This window comes from Streptantibioticus silvisoli (genome assembly GCF_027947535.2).
GTDB classification, from domain to species: domain Bacteria; phylum Actinomycetota; class Actinomycetes; order Streptomycetales; family Streptomycetaceae; genus Streptantibioticus_C; species Streptantibioticus_C silvisoli.
In genome coordinates this window covers 27,361-48,399 of the sequence record NZ_JAAGKO020000001.1, presented here as the reverse complement: position 1 = coordinate 48,399, position 21,039 = coordinate 27,361, and the positions used below count along the sequence as shown (strand labels likewise).

The following is a 21,039-nucleotide window of genomic DNA, read 5'->3' as shown; positions in this document are numbered from 1 at the left end:
AAGTTCGCCGTCACGGGACCGCGCGGGGTGGTGTCGGCGGGCACGGGCGCGGGCTTTCCGGCGGCGCGGCGGTGACGGCCGTGCCGACCGGTGGTTGACGGCCCGGGGCCGGGGCCCGGGTCCGCCCGCCGTGCCCGTCGTCCTAGCTGTGCCGCATCCACACGTTGGTCTCCGCGTAGCGGCCCAGATCCCGTTCCCGGTCGATCATCACCGGATCCAGTGCGCCCGGCACCTCGTACTCCCCGGAGACCGGGAACGTCATGCCGGTCCACCTTTCCCAGTGCTCCACGTCGGCGGTCACCACCATCGAGCGCGGCGCCGGTCCCAGCACCACCGCGCCCAGCCGTTGGTGGGTGCGGATCCACGGGTCGGGGTGGAGGCCGTCGGGCCGTCGGCGTTCGGCGAACTCGGCCATGTCCGTGCGGGGGGAGTACGCCTTCGTGGGCGGACGCACCGGCACGATCACCCGTGCCAGCCCGGCGGCGGCCGCCCGTTCCCGCAGCGCGGTCAGCAGGACACCGGCCAGTCCACGGCCGGCCCGGTCACCCCGCACGGTGGCCGACATCACGCACAGGGTGTCGGCCTTCTCCCCGCGCTCACGGCCCTCGACCGACGCCGCCAGCGCTCCGTCGTAGCCGGCGGGCAGCCTCTCCGGCCGGCCGTCCCACCGCAGCGGCACCCCCCGCCCATCGGCGACCGCCTCTCCGCCGTCGACCACCACCAGGGCGAACTCCCCGAAGTACCGGACCGCCCGCTCCCGGTACCGCGCCGGTACCTCGCCCCGCAGCACGAACCCCGGCCACTGGTCGCGCATGCGTGCCGCCGACCGCTCCACCGGTTCCGGCACCTCGTCCGCCCGGACGACCCCCTCGCCCGTCATGCGCGGCAGCCCGGGGCCGGTCGGCGCGACGGGTCCTGTGGCGGTCGGACGGTGCCGGCTACGACGTTCCGCACGTGGCCAGCGCGGTTCGCGTCAGTCCGCGCAGCCAGGCGTGGGCCGGGTCGGTGTCGTAGCGCTGGTGCCACGACAGGTATATCGGCGCCGACGGCACTTCGAGCGGGAGGGGGAGCACGACCAGGCCGAGGTCGCTGACCGCCGAACGCGTGGTGGCCTCGGGGACGCTGACCAGGAGATCGGAGCCGCGCGCGAACTCCAGCGCGGCCGCTTCCGTGGGCGCGGTCGCCACCACGCGGCGGGTGAGGCCGAGCCGGGCGAGGGCGTCGTCGAGGGCGTTGCTGAGGTTTCCGCGTCGCGAGACGGTGACGTGCTCAGCGGCGGCGTACCGCTGAGCGGTGACGGTCCTGACGCGGGTGAGGGGATGCCCGCGCCTCACGACGACGACGAGGCGGGTCCCGCCCACGTTCTCGGCACGGATGTCCGCTGCTCCCGGGCGGTTGGCGTTCGCCTCCAGGTCGACCTCGCCGCGCCGCAACTCGGGGGTGTCGACGCTCGATTCCGCGACGAAGCGCAACCGCACGCCCGGCGCCTGTCCACGCACGGCCGCGAGCAGCGCGGGGCCGCTCAGGGCTACCAGGGAATCGTGCCAGCGGAGCGTGAAAGTGCGCTCCAGCGTCGCCAGATCGAGTTCGCGGCTCGGCGCCAGCACCCCGTGGACCTGGTGCAACAGCGCGTGCACCTGTGCCCGGACGGCGATCGCGTACGGCGTCGGGGTCATCGTGCGGCCGGTGCGCACCAGGATCTGATCCCCGGTCGTGCGCCGGATCCGGCCCAGGCTCCGGCTCATCGCGGGGGCGGTGACATGCAGGCGTGCGGCCGCCCCGGCCACGCTTCCCTCCTCCAGCAGTGCGTCGAGCGCGGCGAGCAGGTTCAAATCCAATTGCATGCGAGTAATTCTATCCGTGTCTTACATGCATTTGAAGTTAACTCACCGACTCCATACCGTTGAAACGCCGCCGAAACGAGAACGCGGAACAGAACGCACCGCTCGGTCCGACCGGCCTCATCCCCCCTGCTCACCCGGGAGTTCCACCATGTCCGAAACGCTTCAGACCACGGACGCCGCCGCCTGCGACGCCGACCTGCTGGGCCGGACCGCGATCGCCGTGCGCGCGGCCGGTTCGGCACTGCGCGAGCGCTTCGGTGAGGTGGTCCGTTACGGAACCCGCGAGGAGTTGATGCACGCGCTGGCCGCCAACGACGACACGGCCCTGAACATCCTGCGCCCCCGCCTCACGCGCCTGCGCCCGGACGCCGACTGGGTGGAGGCCGAGCTGGACGCCGGAGAGCTGCCGCCCGGCGAATGGTGGGTCGTGGATCCGGCCGAAGGCAACGTCAACCACCTGCACTCCCTGCCGGAGTGGGCGGTGACGGCCACCCTCGTGCGGGACAACCGGCCGGTGCTCACCGCGGTCCACCTGCCGTTGACCGGCGAGACGTACACCGCCCTCACCGGCGCGGGCGCCCACCTCGACGGCCGGCCGTTGCGCGTCTCCCGGACCGCGGAACTCGGCCTGGGCATCGTGGCCACCAGCCAGGCCCGGCCGGACGAGGACGAGACGGTCGTGCGGCGCGTCGGTTCCTCGATCACCGCGATGCTCTTGGACGCGCTCGTCGTCCGCGTCGCCGTGCCCGCGACCTTGCACCTGCTCAACGTGGCCGCCGGCCGGATCGACGCCTTCTGGCACTTCGCCGGCGCCCGCGCGGACCTGCTGCCCGGGGCGCTGCTCGTCACCGAGGCCGGCGGACGGATCTCCGACGCCGAGGGCCGCCCCTGGACCCCGCAGAGCGAGAGCTTCCTGGCCGCCGCACCAGGCGTCCATGCCGAGGCCGTCGCCACGCTCTCCCGCTGACCGCGCACCACAACCCGTACGCATGGAAAGGACCGGATCATCATGACCGCGATCGCTGTACTCGGAAAGGGCCGCGTCGGTGGCGGCCTGGCCACAGCCCTCACCCGGGCGGGGCATGAGGTGACCGTGGCGGGCCGCGCGCCGGGCGCCGCCGCCGAGGCCGCCCGCACGGCCCGGATCGTCATCAACGCCACCCCGGGCGCCGGCTCGCTGGACCGGCTCGCCGCCCTGCGCGAGGAACTGCGCGGCAAGATCCTTGTCGACGTCTCCAACGCGACCGTCGACGGACCGGACGGACTGCCCGCCGACCTGATCCACCCCGGATCGAGCCTCGCCGAGCAACTCCAGGAAGCGCTCCCCGAAACGCGCGTCGTCAAGACGCTCAACACCATGCTCTTCACGGTGATGACCGCGCCCGCCACGCTCACCCGGGCGCCCGACGCCTTCCTGTCCGGCGAGGACCCGCAGGCCAAGCAGACCGTCCGTGAACTGCTCGTCGACCTCGGCTGGCACAACGAGTGGATCACCGATCTCGGCGGGATCGAGACCGCCCGCGCCACGGAGGCCGCGATACTGTTCGTACCGCACGTGATCCGCTCCAGCGGGTTCGCGCCCTTCGCGATCTCGATCGCCCGCTGATCCGCACACGGCGCGCCCCGCCGGGTCCGCGTCCACAACGGACACGGCAGCGCGGCCCGGGTCGGCGATCGCGCGCCGGACGGCGACCCACGGCCAACCCCTGCCGGGGCCCCGCCGCGCGGCGGGCTGAAGCCGACGTCCGGACCGGGGCGCAGGCGTCGCGCTCAAGGCCGGGTTCACGGGCGCAGTACCTGCCGAAGCGGCGGATGCGCTCGGTCAGGTACGGCGAGAGGGGGCCGGGACCGACGACGTGGCCCTCCTCCTGCAACCGGCGCACGATCCCGGCGGCGCCGAGGGGATATTTCGCGGGTGCACGGCAAGCACGGGACCCCGTGCTTGCCGAGCACCCGCCCCTCGGGCCGAGCGTCGCGTCAACCCACCGCGTCCCCGCCCTCCTCCTCCAGCCCCTCCAGCAGGGAGCTGAACAGGTCGTCGGCCTCGCGGGACTCCGCCTCCGTCGCGACGACGCGCTCGACGAGTTGACGGATCGTCAGCTTCTCCAGCAGCAACGTCACCGGGATCTCGATGCCGAGGTCGTCGCGGAGGCGGCCGACGACCTGGACGGCGGTCAGTGAGTCGCCGCCGGCCGCGAAGTAGGTCAGGTCGAGGTCGTCCGGGCCGGTCAGGCCGAGGGCCTCATCCAGCAGCCGGGTCACCCGGGCCGCGAGGCCGTCGTCGAACTCCTCGGCGCAGTCGACCGGTTGGGGCTCGGCCGGGGCGGGGGCGGCCGCCTCGGCGGGGGCGGCGGGCCGGGAGGGCGCGGCCGGGACCAGCGCTCCCCACCGCCGGCCGGCGAAGGGGTGGGCCGGCAGGCGTACGCGGTGCGCGGTGGGGGCCGGCACCCCGGTCCAGTCCACCGCGTGGCCGCGCGACCACAGGTCGCCCAGCGCGCGCAGCGCCGCCGTGCTCTCCCCGGCCCCGGCGGCCGTACCGAACGTCGCGTGACCGCGCCGGCCGGGCACCGAGCGCCTGCCCTGCGCGACGAGCGCGTTGCCCGGGCCCAGCTCCAGCAGCGGTCCCGGCGCGGCCTCACCGGCGGCGGCCACCGCGTCGCGGTAGCGCACCGGCCCGCGCAACTGCCCGGTCCAGTAGGCCGGGTCGGCCGCCTCGCCGGGCGTCAGCCGGGCACCGGTGACCGTGGAGAACACCGGCAGGCGCGGCACGCCGAGCCGGACCGCGCCGACCCGGCCGGCGAACTCCGCCAGGACCGGTTCCATCAGCGCCGAGTGGAAGGCGCGGTCCACGCCGAGGAAGCGGAACGGGACCCGCTTGGCCGCCAGCCCGTCCGCGAGCGCCTCGACGGCCGCCGCCGGGCCCGAAAGGACCACCGAGCGGGGCCCGTTGACCGCCGCGAGTTCCACCTGCGGGCCGGTGAACGCCGCCGCCTCCTGCTCGCTGACGGCGACGGCCAGCATCCGGCCCGGGGCGGTGCGTTCCATCAGGCTGCCGCGCGCCGCCGCCAGGATCAGGGCGTCCGAGCGGTCCATCACGCCGCTCACCACGGCGGCCGGGTACTCCCCGACGCTGTGGCCGACCACCGCGGCCGGGGTGATCCCCCAGCCCGCCCACAGGCGGACCGCGGCCAGCTCCAGGGCGACCAGTGCCGGCTGCCAGTACCCAGTGTCCGACCGCTCCCCGGCCCGCCACGGGCGCGGGTCGGGGCCGCCGGCCGACAGCAGGACGTCCGCGCACGCGTCGAGCTCGTCGCGGAAGAGGGGGAAGTCGTCGTACAACTGCCGTCCCGCGTCCGGGTACTGGCCGGACTGGCCGGAGAAGAGGAAGACCGGCGCCGGTGCCGTACCGTCGTCCCCGACCTCGGCGGCGACGCCCGCGCGCGGCCCCGCCGCGAGCGTGTCGAGCGCCGTCAGCGCCGCCGCGCGGTCGCCCGCCACCACCCACGCGCGCCGGCCGAGGCCGGCCCGCGCGGTCTGAAGGGTCCGGGCGGTGTCGGCCAGCGACGGCGCGCCGGGGGCCCGCAGGGCGGCGGCCAGGTCGCGGGCCAGGGCGGCGACCTGCTCGCCGGTGCCGGCCGACAGCGGCAGCAGTTCGGCCCCGCGCGCCGGGGCCGCGGGCGTTCCCGGGGTGACCGGGGCCTCCTCCAGCACGACGTGCACGTTGGTGCCGCCCAGGCCCACGGAGGTGACGCCGGCCAGCCGGGTGCCGCCGGCCGGCCGCGGCCAGGGGGCGGCTTCGGTGGCCAGCCGCAGGGGGGAGCCGGGCGCGAACAGGTCGGGGTGCGGGCGGGAGACGTTGACGGTGGGCGCCACCGTGCCGTGCTCCAGCATCAGCACGACCTTGATGAGCCCGGCGACGCCGGCGGCGGCGTCCAGGTGGCCGATGTTGGACTTCACCGACCCGATGGCGCAGCCGCCCGGTGCCGCGGCGCCCCCCATGGCGTCGGTGACGCTCGCGATCTCCACCTGGTCGCCCAGCACGGTGCCGGTGCCGTGCATCTCCAGGTACTGGGCGTCGGCCGGGTCGAGCCCGGCGGCCGCCCACGCCTCGGCGATCGCCCTGCGCTGCCCCCCGGGCCCCGGCGCGGCGAAGCCGACCTTGCCGTTGCCGTCGCTGGTCAGGGCGCTGCCGCGGATGACCGCGCGGATCGGGTCGCCGTCGGCGATCGCGTCCTCCAGGCGCCGCAGCACCACGATCCCGGCGCCGTCGCCGCTGAGGGTGCCGGCGGCCGCCTCGTCGAAGGGCCGGCAGCGGCCGTCGGGCGAACCGACGCCGCCCTCCCGGTACAGGTAGCCGGTCCTGCGGATCGAGGCGATCGACACGCCGCCGGCCAGCGCGGTGTCGCACTCGCCGGCCAGCAGCGCCTGGGCCGCCAGGTGGACCGCGGCCAGCGACGTCGAGCAGGCGGTCTGCACGGTGAGGCTGGGGCCCTCCAGCGCCAGGCGGTAGGAGATCCAGGCGGCCAGGAACTCCCGGTCGCTGAGCAGGCGCACCTGCATCTCGCCGATCCGCTCCGCCAGCGACGGGTCGCCGTACGCGGCCACCGAGTGCTCGGTGAGGCTGCCGCCGACGTACACGCCGGTGCGCGCGGCCGCCGAACGCGGGGCGATCCCGGCGTCCTCCAGCGCCGCCCAGGCGGTCTCCAGCAGCACCCGGTGCTGGGGGTCCAGGGCGGCCGCCTCGACCGCGCCGAAGCCGAACAGGTCGGCGTCGAAGCGGTCGGGCTCCGCCAGTACGCCCTTGGCGGCCACGTAGTCGCGATGGCCGGACAGCGCCGGGTCGACGCCGGCCTGTGCCAGGTCCTCGGCGGTCAGGTCGGTGAGCGAGCAGACGCCCGCCTCCAGACCGGCCCAGAACTCGCCGGTGTCGCGTGCGCCGGGGAACCGGCCGCTCATCCCGACGATCGCTAGGGAGTAGTCGCTGGTCATCTGTTCACTCTCCGAGGTGCTTCACGTGGGCGAGGCGGGCGCGGCGTTCCTGCACGCGCCTGCGGCCCGCCGCCGCGGCCGGCGGCCGGCCGGCCGGGGCCTCCCGCGCGTCGTCCCCGGCGGGGCGGGCGCCGTCGAGGTGGCCGGCCAGCGTGGCGACGGTGGGATGCCGGAACAGGTCGACCATCCGCAGCCCGGGACGGTCGACCACCAGGGCGGCGTGCACGGCCAGCAGGCGCACCGAACTGCCGCCCAGGTCGAAGAAGTTGTCGTGGACCCCGACCCCGGGCAGCCCGAGGACGTCGGCCCACACCGCCGCGACCCGGTCCTGCGTCGCGGTGCGCCCCCGGGTGCCGGGCACCGGACGGTCGTCTGCCGGCGCCGGTGGCGTGGGCAGCGCCGCGCGGTCGACCTTGCCGCTGCTGTTGAGGGGCAGGGCCGCGACCGGGTTGAGCAGCTCGGGCAGGTGGGACGGCGGCAGCCGGTCGGCCAGCCAGCGGCGCAGCGGCCCCGGCTCGACCGTACGCCCCGGCGCCGCCACCAGGTGGGCGGTCAGCCGCTGTTCGCCGCGCGCGTCGGGCTGGACCGCGACGGCGGCCTGGCCGACGTCGTCGTGCAGCACGAGCACGGACTCGATCTCGGCGGCCTCGACGCGGACGCCGTGGTGCTTGAGCTGGTTGTCGTCGCGGTGCCGGAAGTACAGCCGCCCGTCGGGCCCGTGGTGCGCCAGGTCCCCGGTGCGGTACATCCGCGCGCCCGGCACGGGGGAGTGCGGATCGGCGACGAAGCGGCCGGCGGTCTGCGCCGGGTCGCCGGAGTATCCGCGGGCGGGGGAGTCGCCGCCGATGTAGACCTCGCCGGTGGTGCCCGGCAGGACCGGCTGGAGGTGCCGGTCGAGCACGTAGGCCCTGCTGCCGGGGACCGGCCGGCCGATGGGCGGCAGCTCGCCGCACGTCACCTCGGCGACCGTCGCGCAGCAGGTGGTCTCGGTGGGGCCGTAGGCGTTGAGGAACCGGCGCCCGGCGGCCCACGCGTCGCCCAGCCGCTGCGGGCACACGTCGCCACCGCTGATCAGGGTGGTCAGGTCCGGCAGCGCCGCCGGCGCGGTGGCCGGCAGGGTGCCCAGCGCGGTGGGCGGCAGCAGGGCCTTGGTGACGCGCTGCCGGCCCAGGAACTCCAGCAGGGCGGACCCGAGGCGTTCGTGGTCGGCCGCCACGCACAGCACCGCGCCCGACACCCAGGTCGCGAAGATCTCCCAGACCGACAGGTCGAAGGTCAGCGACCCGTACTGCGGCACCCGGTCGTCCGCGTCCAGGCCCAGCAACTCGCGCTGGGCGTCGACGAGATGGGTCAGGTTCCGCTGCGTGACGGCCACCGCCTTGGGCCGCCCGGTGCTGCCGGAGGTGTACAGCGTGTAGGCGAGCTGCCCGGGCCGCGTCGGTGCCGGTTCCGACGGCGGGCCGTCCGGGCGCGCGGGGGCATTGGCGTCGGCGGGGGCGTATGGGTCGAGTACCGCCAGTGCCGGGGCGAGGGCGCGCAGCCGCGGTGCCCGGGCGGCGTCGGTCAGCAGCACGACCGGCGCGACGCCCTCGACGAGCGCGGCGATCCGGGCGTCGGGATGCCCCGGGTCGAGCGGCAGGTAGCAGGCCCCGGTCCGCAGCACCGCCAGCAGCGCGACGAGGGTGTCCGCGCCCCGCGCCCGGCAGATCCCGACGACCCGCTCCGGCCCGGCGCCGTACGCCCGCAACCGGGCGGCGAGCGCGTCGGCGCGCTCCAGCAGCTCGCCGTAGCTCAGGTCGGCGCCGTCGCCGGTGACCGCCGGGGCGTGCGGGCGCCTGCGGGCCGTGCGGGCGATCCGCTCGTGCACCGGGGTGAACACCGCCTCCCGCGGCCCGGCCGGCGTGTGGCTCCACTCCCGCAGCACCGTTCCGCGCAGGGCCGGCGGCAGTATCTCGGCCCGCCCCACCGGCAGTTCCGGGCGCCGGGCGAGGTCCGCCAGGAAGACGGTGAAGCCCTCCGCCCAGCGGCGCACCGTCACGGGCGACAGCAGTTCCGTGCGGTGGGAGAAGTACGCCTCCAGCCCGCGCGGACCGTGCTTGAGGTGCAGCAGCAGGTCGAACCGGGCGTCGTCGAGGAACAGCCCCAGCTCCTCCACCTCGGCGCCCGGCAGGTCCAGGGCCAGCTCGAGCGCGTCGTCGAGGGAGAACAGCACCTGGAAGACCGGGTCGTGCCGCAGGTCCCGGCCCGGCGCCAGCGCCGCCACCACACTCTCGAACGGCGCGTCGAAGTGCGGACGGCACGCACGCACCCGCGCCTCGGTGCGCTCCACCAGCTCGCGGAACGCCGGGTCGCCGCCCAGGTCGGCGCGCAGGGCCACGGTGTCGACCAGCATGCCCACCACACCGTGCAGTTCGGCCCGTTCACGGCCGGAGACCGGGGTGCCGACGACGAGGTCGTCCTGCCCGGTCAGCCGGCCCAGGAAGGCGCTGAACGCGGCGAACAGCGTGGTGAACAAGGTGGCGCCGGCCTGCCGGCCCACCCGTTCCAGCTCCTCGACGGTCCCGGCCGGCACGGTGAAACGCTCCACGCCGCCGTCCGCGGTGCGCGCCGCGGTCCTGGGCCGGTCGGTGGGCAGCGCGGTCAGCGCCGGCGCGCCGTCGAGGTGCTCACGCCAGAAGCCGACGGACCCGGCGAACTCCCCGGCGGCGACCCGGCCGCCGTGCCAGGCCGCGTAGTCGGCGTACTGGAGCGCCGGGCCCGCGACTGTGCCCGGACCGCCCGCCCGGTAGTCCGCGGACAGCTCCCGCAGCAGCAGGTCCATCGACCAGCCGTCGCAGACCACGTGGTGCGAGGTCAGCACCAGCCGGTGGCTGCCGTCCGCCACCCGCAGCACCGCGCAGCGCAGCAGCGGCGCGAGCGCCAGGTCGAACGGCCGTCCCGCGTGGGCCGCCAGCCGTGCGGCGGCCGCCGCCACCGGCACGCCGTCCTCGACCTCGACACGGACCCGGGCCGCGGGCAGCACCGCCTGCGCCGGCCGGCCGTCCACGATCCGGATGCCGGTGCGCAGCGCCTCGTGCCGGGCCACCAGCGCGTCGACACAGCGTTCCAGCAGCGGCACGTCGAGGGCGCCGCGCACCGTGAAGGCGGCGTAGACGTTGTACTGGGCGCCGTCCGGGTGCATGCCGTGGGCGACCAGCAGCCGGGCCTGCGCCGACGAGACGGGGAACAGGTCGGCGTCGGCGGTCCCGGCGGCGGTTTCTGAACGGGTCATGCGGCAGCCTCACGGGGGAACGGGGTGCTTGCGGGGCCGGGGCGGCGGATCACGCGCCGCCCGACGGGACAGGGGGCACGGGGTCGTCGTCCCCGGCCAGCAGGCGCAGCGCGGCGAACCACCCGTCGGCCAGGTCCCGCACGGCGTCCTCGGTCAGGACGTCCTGCGGCCACGACCAGGTGACGGTCAGCCGGGGGCCGCCGGGCAGGTCCTCGGCGTAGGCGTCGATCTCCAGCGCGTGCGCCGCGGGCATCTCGCCCACCACGCCCAGCAGTTCGCCGCCCCGCGGGGTGCCCGACGGGCCGCCGCCGAGCCGGCCGAGGTAGTTGAACCGCAGCCACGGCCGGGGCAGCCGCGCCAGCAGCGGTGCCGTACGCGGGTTGAGGTGGCGCAGCTGCCCGAAGCCGAGCCCGTCACCGGGCACCGCGCGCAGCTGTCCCGCCACGTCCTTGAGCACCAGGGCGGCCGACGCGCCGTCCGCCCAGAACGCCCCCGGACCGCCGCCGCCCGCCAGGTCGACGCGCACCGGGTACTGGTTGGTGAACCAGCCCACGGTGCCGGACAGGTCGCCCGGCGCGTCGCCGATCAGGTGCCGCCCGTGGCCCTCGGTGTGCAGCACCGCGCAGCCGGCGCCGTCGCGGTCGGCCCGGGTGACGGCGGCGGCCAGGGCGGTCAGCAGCACGTCCTGCACGCCGCACCCGTGTTCCGCCGGCAGCCGGGTCAGCAGCGGCAGCGTCCAGCGCGCGTCCAGGGTGCGGGTCAGGTCGCGGCGCGGCACCCCCGGGCGGGCCTGCCCGGGTGCGGCGACGGCCCCGGCCGGGTCGAGCGCGGCCGTCCAGGCCGGCAGTTCGCTCTCGCGCCGCGCGGTCACGGCGTCCTCGTGCAGCGAGCGGGCCCACCGGCGGAACGAGGTGCCCGGCGCCGCCGGTGCGCGGTCGCCGGCCAGCAGGCGTTCCAGGTCGCGGGCGATCACCCGCATCGACACGCCGTCCACGCCCAGGTGGTGGACGGTCAGCAGCAGCCCGCCGGGGCGGTCCGGGCCCGCGTCGAGCCGGACGGCCCGCACGAGCGGATCGCGGGTGGGGTCGATGCGCATCACCGCCGCCTCCCGCCGCGCGGCCTCCCCGATCCCGGCCGCGTCCGCCCCGGGGACGCCGACCCGCTTCAGGCGGTGCGCGGTGCCGGGCGCCCCGGCGGCGGTCCGCACCGTGCCGTGATCGGCCGACAGCCGCAGGCGCAGCGCCTCGTGGCGGGCGGTCAGCCCGGTCAGCGCCGCCTCGACGGCGTCGTGGTCGGTGCCGGCCGACAGCGGCAGCAGCAGCGACAGGTGGAAGGCGTCCAGCGGACCGCCGGTCTCCAGCCACCAGCGCATGATGGGCGTCGGGGCGAACGGGCCGTCCTCGTCGCGGTCGTCGCCGTCCGCCCCGGCCGTGCGGTCCGCCTCGCGGGCCAGCGCCGCCAGCGCCGCGACCGTGCGGGCGGTGAAGACGTCGCGGCCGGTGATCTCCAGGCCGGCCGTGCGGGCGGCGGACACCAGGTTCAGCGCCATGATGCTGTCGCCGCCGAGGGTGAAGAAGCCCTCGTCGGGGCTTACCCGCTCCAGCCCAAGGATCGAGGCGGTCAGCTCGCACAGCACCGCCTCGCGCGCGGTGAGCGGGGCCCGCGGCCCGGCCGGCGCGTGCGACGGCGCGGGCAGCGCCCGCCGGTCCAGCTTGCCGCCCACCGTGGTCGGCAGGTCGTCGAGGACCACGACCGCGGACGGCACCAGGTGGGTGGGCAGCAGGCCGGCGAGGTACTCCCGCAGCACGGTGCCGTCCGCCACCGCCCCGGGCCGCGCGACCACGTAGCCGACCATCCGCCGGTCGCCCGGCCGGTCCTCGCGCACCGTCACCGCGGCCCGCCGGACCGTGGGATGCCCGGTGAGGGCCGTCTCGACCTCGCCCGGCTCGATGCGGAACCCGCGCACCTTGATCTGGTCGTCCGCCCGCCCCTCGTGCACCAACTGGCCGTCGGCCCGCCGGTGCGCCAGGTCGCCGGTGCGGTACATGCGCCCGCCCGGCACGGTGGTGAACGGGTCGGGAACGAACCGTCCCGCGGTCGCGCCGGGCCGGCCCAGGTAGCCGCGCGCCAGGCACGGACCCGCCAGGTACAGCTCGCCGACGGCGCCGGCCGGCACCGGTTGCAGCAGCGCGTCGAGCACGTGGGCGCGCACGTCGTGCTGGGGGCGGCCGATCGGCGGCAGGTCGCCGGGCAGCAGCGGATCGCTGTAGGTGACGATCACGGTGGCCTCGGTGGGCCCGTAGCCGTTGACCAGGCACCGGCCGTCCGCCCACCGCGCGGCGAGCCCGGCGCCGAGCGACTCGCCGGCCGCCAGCAGGGTGCGCAGCGCGGGCAGCCCGCCGGGCGGCATGCTGGCCAGCACCGTCGGCGGTATCAGCGCCCAGCTCACCGCGTTCCGGTCGAGGAAGTCCGCGAGCGCCTCCCCGGCGAGCGGTTCCGGGCCGGGCACGACCAGCGTGCCGCCGCAGCCGAACGCCGCGCACAGCTCGCCGATCGAGGCGTCGAAGCTGCCGGAGGCCAACTGGGCGACGCGGGAGCGCTCGTCCAGGCCGAAGCGGGCCACGGTGGAGGCCGTCAGCGCGGCCAGCCCGGCACGCGTGACGACCACGCCCTTGGGTTCCCCGGTGGAACCGGAGGTGTGGATGACGTAGGCGGCCGCGCGCGGGTCGGCGGGGGCGGCGGGCACGGCGGCGGTCGGGCCGGCCTCCTCCACCGTTCGCCACGGCAGGCACCGCACCGGCACCTGCGGCGGTTCGACGTCGTCACCGGTGAGCACCAGGGCGGGCGCCGCGTCGCGCACCAGGTAGGCGGTGCGGTGCGGCGGATGGGCCGGGTCCAGGTGCAGGTGCGCGCCGCCCGCCCGGTCGACGGCGAGCACGGCGACGACGAACGCGCTGCCGCGCCGCATCGCGAGGCCGACGACCGTCTCCGGCCCGACCCCCAGCGCCGCCAGCCGGCCGGCCGCCCGGGCCACCCGCTCCTCCAGCCGCGCGTACGACAGCGTCTCGCCGGGCGCCTCGACGGCCGGCGCGTGCGGCGTCAGCGCCGCCCGCCGGGCGACCTGGAGCGCCGGCGAGTCCGGCGCGGTGTGCCGCGGTCCGTCCTGCGGGTCGGCGGTGAGCGTGCGGCGTTCGGCCTCGGTCAGCAGGGCCGCCCGGTTCACCGCGAGGTGCGGACGGGCCAGCAGGTCCGCCAGCAGCACGGTGAAGGACCGCGTCCACAGCCCGACGGTGTCGGGGTCGAACAGCTCGGTGCGGAACTCGAACAGGCCGTCCATCGCGGCGTCGGGCGTGTCCCGCAGCACCACCACGCAGTCGTGCTCGCCGCCGGTGTGCACCCGCTCGAACCGGGCGCCCTCCGGCAGGGTGTGGATGCTGCGCTGCTGGCCCAGGTGCATGAACACCCACTGGAACAGCGGCGAGTGGTCGGCGGTGCGCTCCGGTGCCAGCTCCGCGACGATCCGCCCGACCGGCACCGCCGCGTGCGCCAGCACCTGGGGCAGCTCCCCGGCGAACTCCCCGAGCAGCTGCTCGAAGGAGCGGTCCGCGTCGATCCGCCACCGGGTCGGGACCGCGTTCATCACGTAGCCGATCAGCCGTTCCAGGCCCTGGGCGCCGCGGTTGGCCACCGGCGTGCCCAGCACGAAGTCCGGCGACCCCGACAGGCGGTGCACCAGCACCGCGAACGCGCTGATCAGCACCGCGAACACCGACGTGTCGTGCGCGCGGGCGAACACCCGCACCGCACCGGCCTCCTCGACGGTCAGGCCGAACGGCACCGACGCGGTGCCGGGCGCCGCGGCGCGCGCCGGGGCGCCCAGCCGCAGCGGGCCCGGCGGCCGCTCCAGGTGCCGCCGCCAGAAACCCAGCTGGGCGTCGAGGACCCCGGCCTCCTCCAACTCGCCCTGCCAGGCCGCGTAGTCCGCGTACTGCACCGCGGGCCGGGCCGGCGCGGGGCCGCCGGCCGCCAGCGTCGCGTACGCCTCGGCGAACTCGGTGTGCAGGATGTCGAAGGAGTACCAGTCGGTGATGATGTGGTGCAGGCTCAGCACCAGCGTCGAACGGGTCTCGTCGAGCACCACGTGGCAGGCGCGCAGCAGGTCGTCCTCGCGCAGGTCGAACGGCCGGGCCCGCACGGCGGCGACCACGTCGTCCAACGTGGTGGTGCTGCCGCGCAGGTCGAGGCGTTCGACCGCGAAGCCGTCCTCGGCGGGGAAGCCGACGCGCAGGTCGCCGACCGTGCCGCCGACCCGGCCGCGCAGCCCGTCGTGCCGGGAGCGCACCAGCCGCAGGGCCGCCTCCAGCCGCCCCGGATCGACCGGCCGCTCGAAGTGGTAGGCGCCGCACAGGTTCATCGCGGCGGAACCGGGATGCAGCGACTCGAAGACCCACAGGTCGCGCTGGGCCGGGCTCAGCGGCGCGGTGCGCCCGCCGTCGTGGACCGGTACGACCGCGGGCAGCGCCGGCAGCGGCCGGCCCGAGGCGACGAGCTTGCGCAGCAGGCCGACCCGCTGCTCGCGGGTGAGCGAGGCGAACCGGTCGGCGGCCGACCCGCGCTGTCCTGGGGTACGGGGGGCGGTCACGCGGCCACCTGCTCCTTCAGTTCGGCCAGCCGGCCCAGCGAGGCCAGGACGTCATGGCGTTCCAGGCCGAAGTCGACGAAGCAGGTGACCTCGTCGCAGCCCATCTCGCGCAGCCCCGCGAGCGCCTTCGCGCAGGTGCCCGGCGAACCGATCAGCGACCCCCACGACAGGTACCGCTCGAAGGCGAACTCCGTCATCGTCGTCACGTCCGCCTCGCTCAGCGCCGCCACGGTCCGGCCCCGCTCACCCGCCCGGTTCGACGCGGACTGCCGCACATGGGTGCGCAGATACCGCTTCAGCGGCTCCGCCACGCACCGGCGCGCCTGCGCGTCGCTCTCGCCGACGTAGGTGTGCGCCATGAGCGTGACGGTGCCGCGCCCGCCGGTACCCGGCTGCTCCGGGGCCGCCGCGTACTCCTGCCGGTAGTGGCCGATGCGCTCCGCCAGCCGGTCGGGGTCCTGCCCGACGGTGGCGCCCAGCAGCCCGGTCCGCAGCCGCGCGGCGGTGGTCCAGCTCTCCGGGCTGCCCGAGGAGGTGAGCCAGATCGGCAGGTACGGCGAGGCCGGGCGCGGCTGCGGGCGGACCGGCACCACGCCGCCGGTCCCGTCGACCAGTTCCACCGCCTCGCCCGCCCACAGCCGGCGGATCGTGGTGATGTCGTCCAGCACCCGCTGCCGGCGGTCCGCGTAGTGGTCCGGGGCGAGCACGAAGTCCGCCGAATGCCAGCCGGCCGCCGCGGACAGCCCGACCCGCCCGCCGCCCGACAGGTTGTCCAGCACGGACCAGTCCTCCACGACCCGCAGCGGATGGTGCAGCGGCAGCACCACGCTGCCGGCCCGCACCGCGATCCGCCGGGTGACCGCGGCGATCGCGGCGCCCAGGACCGGCGGACTGGGGAACGCCTGCCCGACGTCCTGGAAGTGCCGTTCCGGCGTCCACACGGCCGTGAAGCCCAGTTCGTCGGCGGCGCGGGCGATGGCCAGGACGTCCGCGTACTTGGCGGTGTGGTCGGCGACGTCCTCGGCGCCGAAGAACATGATGCTCAGGTCCACGGGTGCGACTGCCTCTCGTCGGGTGGGGCTGCCGCCCGTGCCTTCCGCGGCAGTACGGGGATCGGGGCGGGGCCGTCCGCGGCCGGGGCGGCCGGGCGGTCCAGCTCCTGCGCCAGCCGGGCGACGGTCCGCAGCGCGAAGAGCCGGGCCGCCGGCACCGGCCGGCCCAGCGCGGTCTCCAGCTGCCCGGCCGCCCGCACCGCCCGCACCGAGTTGCCGCCCACGGCGAAGAAGTCGTCGTGGACGCCGATCGCCTCCAGGTTCAGCGCCCGCGCCCACACCTCGGCGATGCTGCGCTCCAGCGCGGTACGCGGCGCGGTGGGCGCGGGACCGCCCGGCACGCTCGCCGGCGCGCCGGGCAGCGCGGCCCGGTCGACCTTGCCGCCGCTGGTGACCGGCAGCACGGCGTGCACCACGCACGCGTCGGGCACCATCACCGGCGGGAGCAGTCCCGCCGCGTGGGCCCGCAGCACGGCCGGGTCCGCGCCGGTGTGCGCGGCGGCGACCACGTGGGCCACCAGCACGCTGTCGCCCTCGGGCCCCGCACGGCGCACCACGGCCGCCTGCGCCACCGAGGGGTGGCTCAGCAGCGCCGCCTCCACCTCGGAGGTCTCGATGCGTACGCCGTGGTGCTTGACCTGGTTGTCGGCCCGGTGGTGGTAGTACAGCCGCCCGTCGGGGCCGTGGTGGGCCAGGTCCCCGGTGCGGTACATGCGCGCCCCCGGCCGCGGGCTGTGCGGGTCGGCCACGAACCGGTCCGAGGTGCGCCCCGGTTCGCCGTCGTACCCGCGTGCCACGGTGGGGCCGGCCAGGTAGATCTCGCCGGCGGCGCCGGGCGGCACCGGTTCCAGGTGGGCGTCGAGCAGGTAGACGCGGCACCCCGGCACTGGGCGGCCGATGTCCGGCGCCCGGCCCGCGGTCAGCTGTGCGGCGGTCGCGCAGACGGTGGCCTCGGTGGGCCCGTAGGCGTTCAGCAGGCGCCGCCCGTGCGCCCACCGGTCCGCCAGCCGCGGCGGGCACGCCTCGCCGGCCGTCACCAGGGTCGCCAGCTCCGGCAGGCTTCGCGGGGCGTCGGGCGGCAGGGTGGTCAGCGCGGTGGGGGGAAGGGTGGCGAGCGTGATCCGCCCCTCCCGCAGCCGGTCGGCCAGCGCGCCGCCCAGCCGGTCGGCGTCGGGTATCACGTGCAGCGCCGCGCCGGCGGCCCAGGTGGCGAAGACCTCCCACACCGAGGCGTCGAAGGTCAGCGACGCGTACTGCGCCACCCGGTCGTCGGCGCCCAGCCGCAGCAGGTGGTGCTGGGCGGCGACGAGGTGGTCGAGGTTGTCCCGGGTGACCGCCACCGCCTTGGGCCGGCCGGTGGTGCCGGAGGTGTGCAGTACGTACATCAGATGATCGGGACGGGCCGCGGGTGGGGGCGTGGTGGCGGTGGGGCGGTCGCCCGGCGTGCCGGGTGCGGAGGCCAGGTCGGGTGCGAGGGCCAGGTCGGGTGCCGCGTCGGGCGTCAGCAGGGGCGTGCCCGGTGCGGGTTCCGCGTCGGGCGTCAGCAGCGGTATGCCCGGTGCGAGGGCACGCAGCCGTGGCTCGTTCCGCGCGTCGGTGAGCAGTAGCCGGGGCGGGGTCTGCCGCAGCAGTGCGGCGAGGCGGGCGTCGGGGTGGGCCGGGTCGAGCGGCAGGTAGGCGGCGCCGGTGCGGTGCACGGCCAGCAGCGCGACCAGGGTGTCCGCGGTCCGCGGGCGGCAGACCGCCACCACGCGATCCGGTCCGGCGTCCCGGGCGGTCAGCCGGCCGGCCAGCGCGTCGGCGCGCGCCAGCAGTTCGCGGTAGCTCAGCACGCGGCCGGACTCCACGAGGGCGGGGGCGTCCGGGCGGCGGGCGGCGGCCTCCTCGATCAGGACGCCGACCGGGCGCGGCGGGGCCACCGCGCAGGGCGAGGTGCTCCACCGGGTTACCACCGTGCCGCGTTCCGCCGGGGCCAGCAGGCCGACCCTCGCGACGGGCACGTCCGCCGCCGCGGTCATCGTCTCCAGCAGCCGCCTCAGGACCCGGGCCATGCTGGCGGCGGTCGCCGGGTCCACCGCGCCGGCGCGGTGTTCCAGGGTCAGGTCGATCCCCCGGGGCGTTCCGTCGCCGTCGTAGTGGTCGGTGGCGTCCAGCACCAGGTCGAAGCGGGCCAGCGCCGGGCGGACCGGCTCGACCTCGGCGGTGACGCCGGGCAGCCGCAGTTCGGCCGCCGCGTTGTTCTGCAGGACCAGCAGCACCTGGAAGAGCGGATGCCGTCCGGACGTGCGCGCCGGCGCCAGCTCCCGCACCAGGTCCTCGAACGGCAGCCCCTGGTGGGCGTAGGCATCGACGTCGGCGGCCCGTACGCGCTCCAGCAACTGCGCGACGGTCGGTCCGCCGGAGACGTCGGTACGCAGCACCACGGTGTCGGCGAGGAAGCCGACCAGGCCGTCGAGGCCCTCCTCGGCACGGGAGGCCACCGCGGTGCCCAGGACCACGTCGTCGCCCGCGCCGAACCGGTGCAGCATGGTGACCACCGCGGCGTGCAGGCCCATGAAGAGCGTGCAGCGGCGCTCGCGCAGCCAGTCGGCCAGCCGGGCGTGGGCGGCGGCGTCGAGCCGCTCGCCGACCACACCGACCGCCGGCTCGTGGTCCGTCGCACGGTCCGGGGCGGCGGGCAGCGGCATGGCTTCGGGCAGGTCGGCCAGCGCCTCGCGCCAGTGGGCGAGCAGGCGTTCGCGGGTGCTGCCCGGGCCGCTGCCCAGCCGGGCGCGCTGCCAGAGCGTGTGGTCGGCGTACTGCACCGGCAGCGGTGTCGCGAACGCCCGGTCGCCGCCGGCCGCCCGGGCCGCGTAGGCGGTCCCCAGGTCGGCCAGCAGCGGCCGCAGCGACCAGCCGTCGACCGCGCTGTGGTGGGCGAGCAGCAGCAGCGCCTGGCGCGGCGCGGCCCGCGGGGCGTCCTGGACGTCGAACAGCGTGGCGCGCAACGGGGGTTCGGCGCCCAGGTCGAAGTGGTGGCGGGTCAGTTCCGCGACCCGGTCCGGCAGCGCGGCGGCGGTGACCGTCTCGTGCCGGAACGCGGGCCGGGCGGTGCCGGCGGCCAGGACGCGCTGGACCGGCTCGCCGTCGGCCTCGATCAGCAGGGTGCGCAGTGCCTCGTGCCGGTCGGCCAGGTCGCCGAGGGCGGCGGACATCGCCGCCGCGTCGACACCGCCGCTCAACCGCACGAGCACCGGCACGTTGTAGGCGACGCCCTCGCCGGTGCGGTCGGCGAGCCACATGGCCCGCTGGCCCGGCGAGACCGGCAGCGTCCCGGGGCGCGGCAGGGCGCCGAGCGGTGTCTCGCGGGCCGTCCGCCCGCCGTCGGCGACCGCGCGGGCCAGCGCGGCGACCGTGGGCGCCTCGAACAGCGCCCGGGAGTCCAGCCGCACGCCGAACGCCGAGTTGACCCGCGCCAGCAGCCGGGCCCCCGACAGCGAGTTGCCGCCCAGCTCGAAGAAACCGTCGTCCGGGCCGACCCCGCGCACCCCGAGCACGTGCTCGACCTGCCGGCCCATCTCGGCCTCCAGCGCGTCGGCGGGCCGCCCGCCGCCCGGCACGGGCGCGGCGGGCGCGGGCAGCGCCGCCCGGTCGACCTTGCCGCTGGCGGTCAGCGGCAGCTCGGGCAGCACGACGAACGCGAAGGGCACCAGGTGGTCGGGCAGCAGGCGGGCGGCGTGCTCCCGCAGCCGCGCCGCGGTCGGCTCCCGCCGGCCGGCCGGTACGGCGTACGCGGTCAGCCGCAGCCCGCCGGCCGGGTCCGGCCCGGCGACGACGACGGCCCGCCCGACGTCGTCGTGCTGCTCCAGGACCGCCTCGACCTCGCATGGTTCGACGCGGAACCCGCGGATCTTCACCTGGGCGTCGGCCCGGCCCGCGTAGTGCAGCGCGCCGTCCGCGTCGACCCGGGCCAGGTCGCCGGTGCGGTACATCCGGGCGCCGGGCTCGTGGCCGTAGGGGTCGGCGACGAACCGTTCGGCGGTGAGGGCGGGCCGCCCCGCGTACCCGTCGGCGAGCCCGTGGCCCGCCGCGTACAGCTCCCCGACGGCACCGGGGGCGACCGGGCGCAGGCGGTCGTCGAGGACGTGGACGCGCTTGCCGGCCAGCGGCACCCCGATGGGAACGGACGGCCCCGCGGTGTCGCGCGGCGTCACCCGGCGGTGGGTGACGAAGACGGTCGCCTCGACCGGGCCGTAGCCGTTGCCCACGGTCATGCCGGGGTTCAGCAGCGCGGCACGCCGCAGGTGGCCGGGCGACGGCGGTTCGCCGCCGACGAGGAGCTGCCGCAGACCGGTGAGCGCCCGCGGGTAGGCGTCGACGACGACGCTGAACAGGCCGGCCGACAGGTACAGGCCGGTGACGCCGTGCCGCGCGGCCAGTTCGGCGATCAGCACCGGGTCGGGGCGTTGGCCCGGCTGGAGCACGCAGGTGCCGCCGGCCAGCAGCGGTCCCCACAGCTCCAGGGCGAACGCGTCCCAGGACACCGGTGAACTCTGGAGCCACACCTCGCCGGGACCGAAGGAGAAGCAGTCCTGGCCGGTGAGGGTCGCGACCAGGGCGTGGTGCGAGGCGGTGACGGCCTTGGGCGTCCCGGTCGATCCCGAGGTGAACATCGTGCACGCCGGATCACGGGGGTCCACCCGCCGCGACGCCTCCGGGCCCGCCGACCCGGCGGCCTGTGCCGTCACGGGGTCCATGGCGGCCCCGTCCCCCTCCCCGTCCCCGTCCACCAGGACGGTGCGGACACCGGCCGCGCCGTCCAGCACGGTGGCGGCGAGCGGTGCGCGGGAGACGGCCAGCCGGGCGCCGCAGGCACGGGTCAGCCGGCGCAGCCGTCCGGCCGGGTACTCCGGGTCCAGCATCACGTAGCCGGCGCCGGCCTTCAGCACCGCGAGGGCCGCCACGACCAGCCGGGGCCCGCGCTCCAGCAGGACGCCCACCGGTTCTCCGCGCCGCACCCCGAGCGCCGTCAGACGCCGGGCCAGCCGGTCGGCCCCGGCGTCGACTTCGGCGTAGGTCATGCTCCCGCCACCGTGCACGAGCGCGACGGCGTCCGGGGTGCGCGCGGCCTGCCGTTCGAAGAGTTCGTGCAGGCACCCCACCGGCGCCGGCCCGTCGGCCGCCATCCGTCCCACCCGTCAGCCGGCCGCGGGGGAGGGCCCGTGGACCCGCGCGGCGGCCCCGGCCTCGTCGAACGGGTTG

General features: G+C 76.8%; 9 protein-coding genes. 2 read left to right on the top strand and 7 right to left on the bottom strand.

The genetic code is table 11. The features are described 5' to 3' along the window. Window positions 1-142 precede the first annotated feature (142 nt). Entirely contained in the window at window positions 143-880 is a 738-nt protein-coding gene (locus POF43_RS00150) for a hypothetical protein (protein WP_271325036.1), read from the bottom strand. A 58-nt stretch (window positions 881-938) separates the two neighbouring features. After that, the gene (locus tag POF43_RS00145; protein ID WP_271325035.1) at window positions 939-1,844 is read right to left on the bottom strand and encodes a LysR family transcriptional regulator; all 906 of its coding nucleotides are present in this window, start codon (window positions 1,842-1,844) and stop codon (window positions 939-941) included. Window positions 1,845-1,992: 148 nt separating this feature from the next. Between POF43_RS00145 and POF43_RS00140 the strand changes: the two genes are divergently transcribed. Both POF43_RS00140 and POF43_RS00135 read left to right on the top strand, forming a co-directional pair. Continuing rightward, window positions 1,993-2,811 carry an inositol monophosphatase family protein gene (locus POF43_RS00140; protein ID WP_271325034.1) on the top strand — a complete coding sequence of 273 codons (819 nt, stop codon included), beginning with the start codon at window positions 1,993-1,995 and terminating at the stop codon, window positions 2,809-2,811. Window positions 2,812-2,853: 42 nt separating this feature from the next. Next, window positions 2,854-3,450, top strand: coding sequence for an NADPH-dependent F420 reductase (locus POF43_RS00135; protein WP_271325033.1), 597 nt, complete (start codon window positions 2,854-2,856; stop codon window positions 3,448-3,450). 371 nt (window positions 3,451-3,821) lie between these two features. On the opposite strand, the gene POF43_RS00130 is transcribed toward POF43_RS00135, so the two are convergent. Genes POF43_RS00130 through POF43_RS00110 form a run of 5 tightly spaced genes read right to left on the bottom strand, consistent with a single transcriptional unit; the run spans window position 3,822 to window position 20,963 of the window. Next, the gene (locus POF43_RS00130) at window positions 3,822-6,833 is read right to left on the bottom strand and encodes a type I polyketide synthase (RefSeq protein WP_282704341.1); all 3,012 of its coding nucleotides are present in this window, start codon (window positions 6,831-6,833) and stop codon (window positions 3,822-3,824) included. 4 nt (window positions 6,834-6,837) lie between these two features. Beyond that, window positions 6,838-10,104, bottom strand: a complete 3,267-nt coding sequence (locus tag POF43_RS00125) for a non-ribosomal peptide synthetase (protein WP_271323480.1) — start codon at window positions 10,102-10,104, stop codon at window positions 6,838-6,840. 49 nt (window positions 10,105-10,153) lie between these two features. Beyond that, window positions 10,154-14,746 carry a non-ribosomal peptide synthetase gene (locus POF43_RS00120; protein WP_271323481.1) on the bottom strand — a complete coding sequence of 1,531 codons (4,593 nt, stop codon included), beginning with the start codon at window positions 14,744-14,746 and terminating at the stop codon, window positions 10,154-10,156. After that, window positions 14,743-15,798, bottom strand: coding sequence for a MupA/Atu3671 family FMN-dependent luciferase-like monooxygenase (locus tag POF43_RS00115; RefSeq protein WP_271314689.1), 1,056 nt, complete (start codon window positions 15,796-15,798; stop codon window positions 14,743-14,745). Before POF43_RS00115 ends, POF43_RS00120 begins: the two co-directional genes overlap by 4 nt. Then, window positions 15,789-20,963, bottom strand: a complete 5,175-nt coding sequence (locus POF43_RS00110; protein WP_282704340.1) for a non-ribosomal peptide synthetase — start codon at window positions 20,961-20,963, stop codon at window positions 15,789-15,791. Before POF43_RS00110 ends, POF43_RS00115 begins: the two co-directional genes overlap by 10 nt. Between the last annotated feature and the right edge of the window lie 76 nt (window positions 20,964-21,039).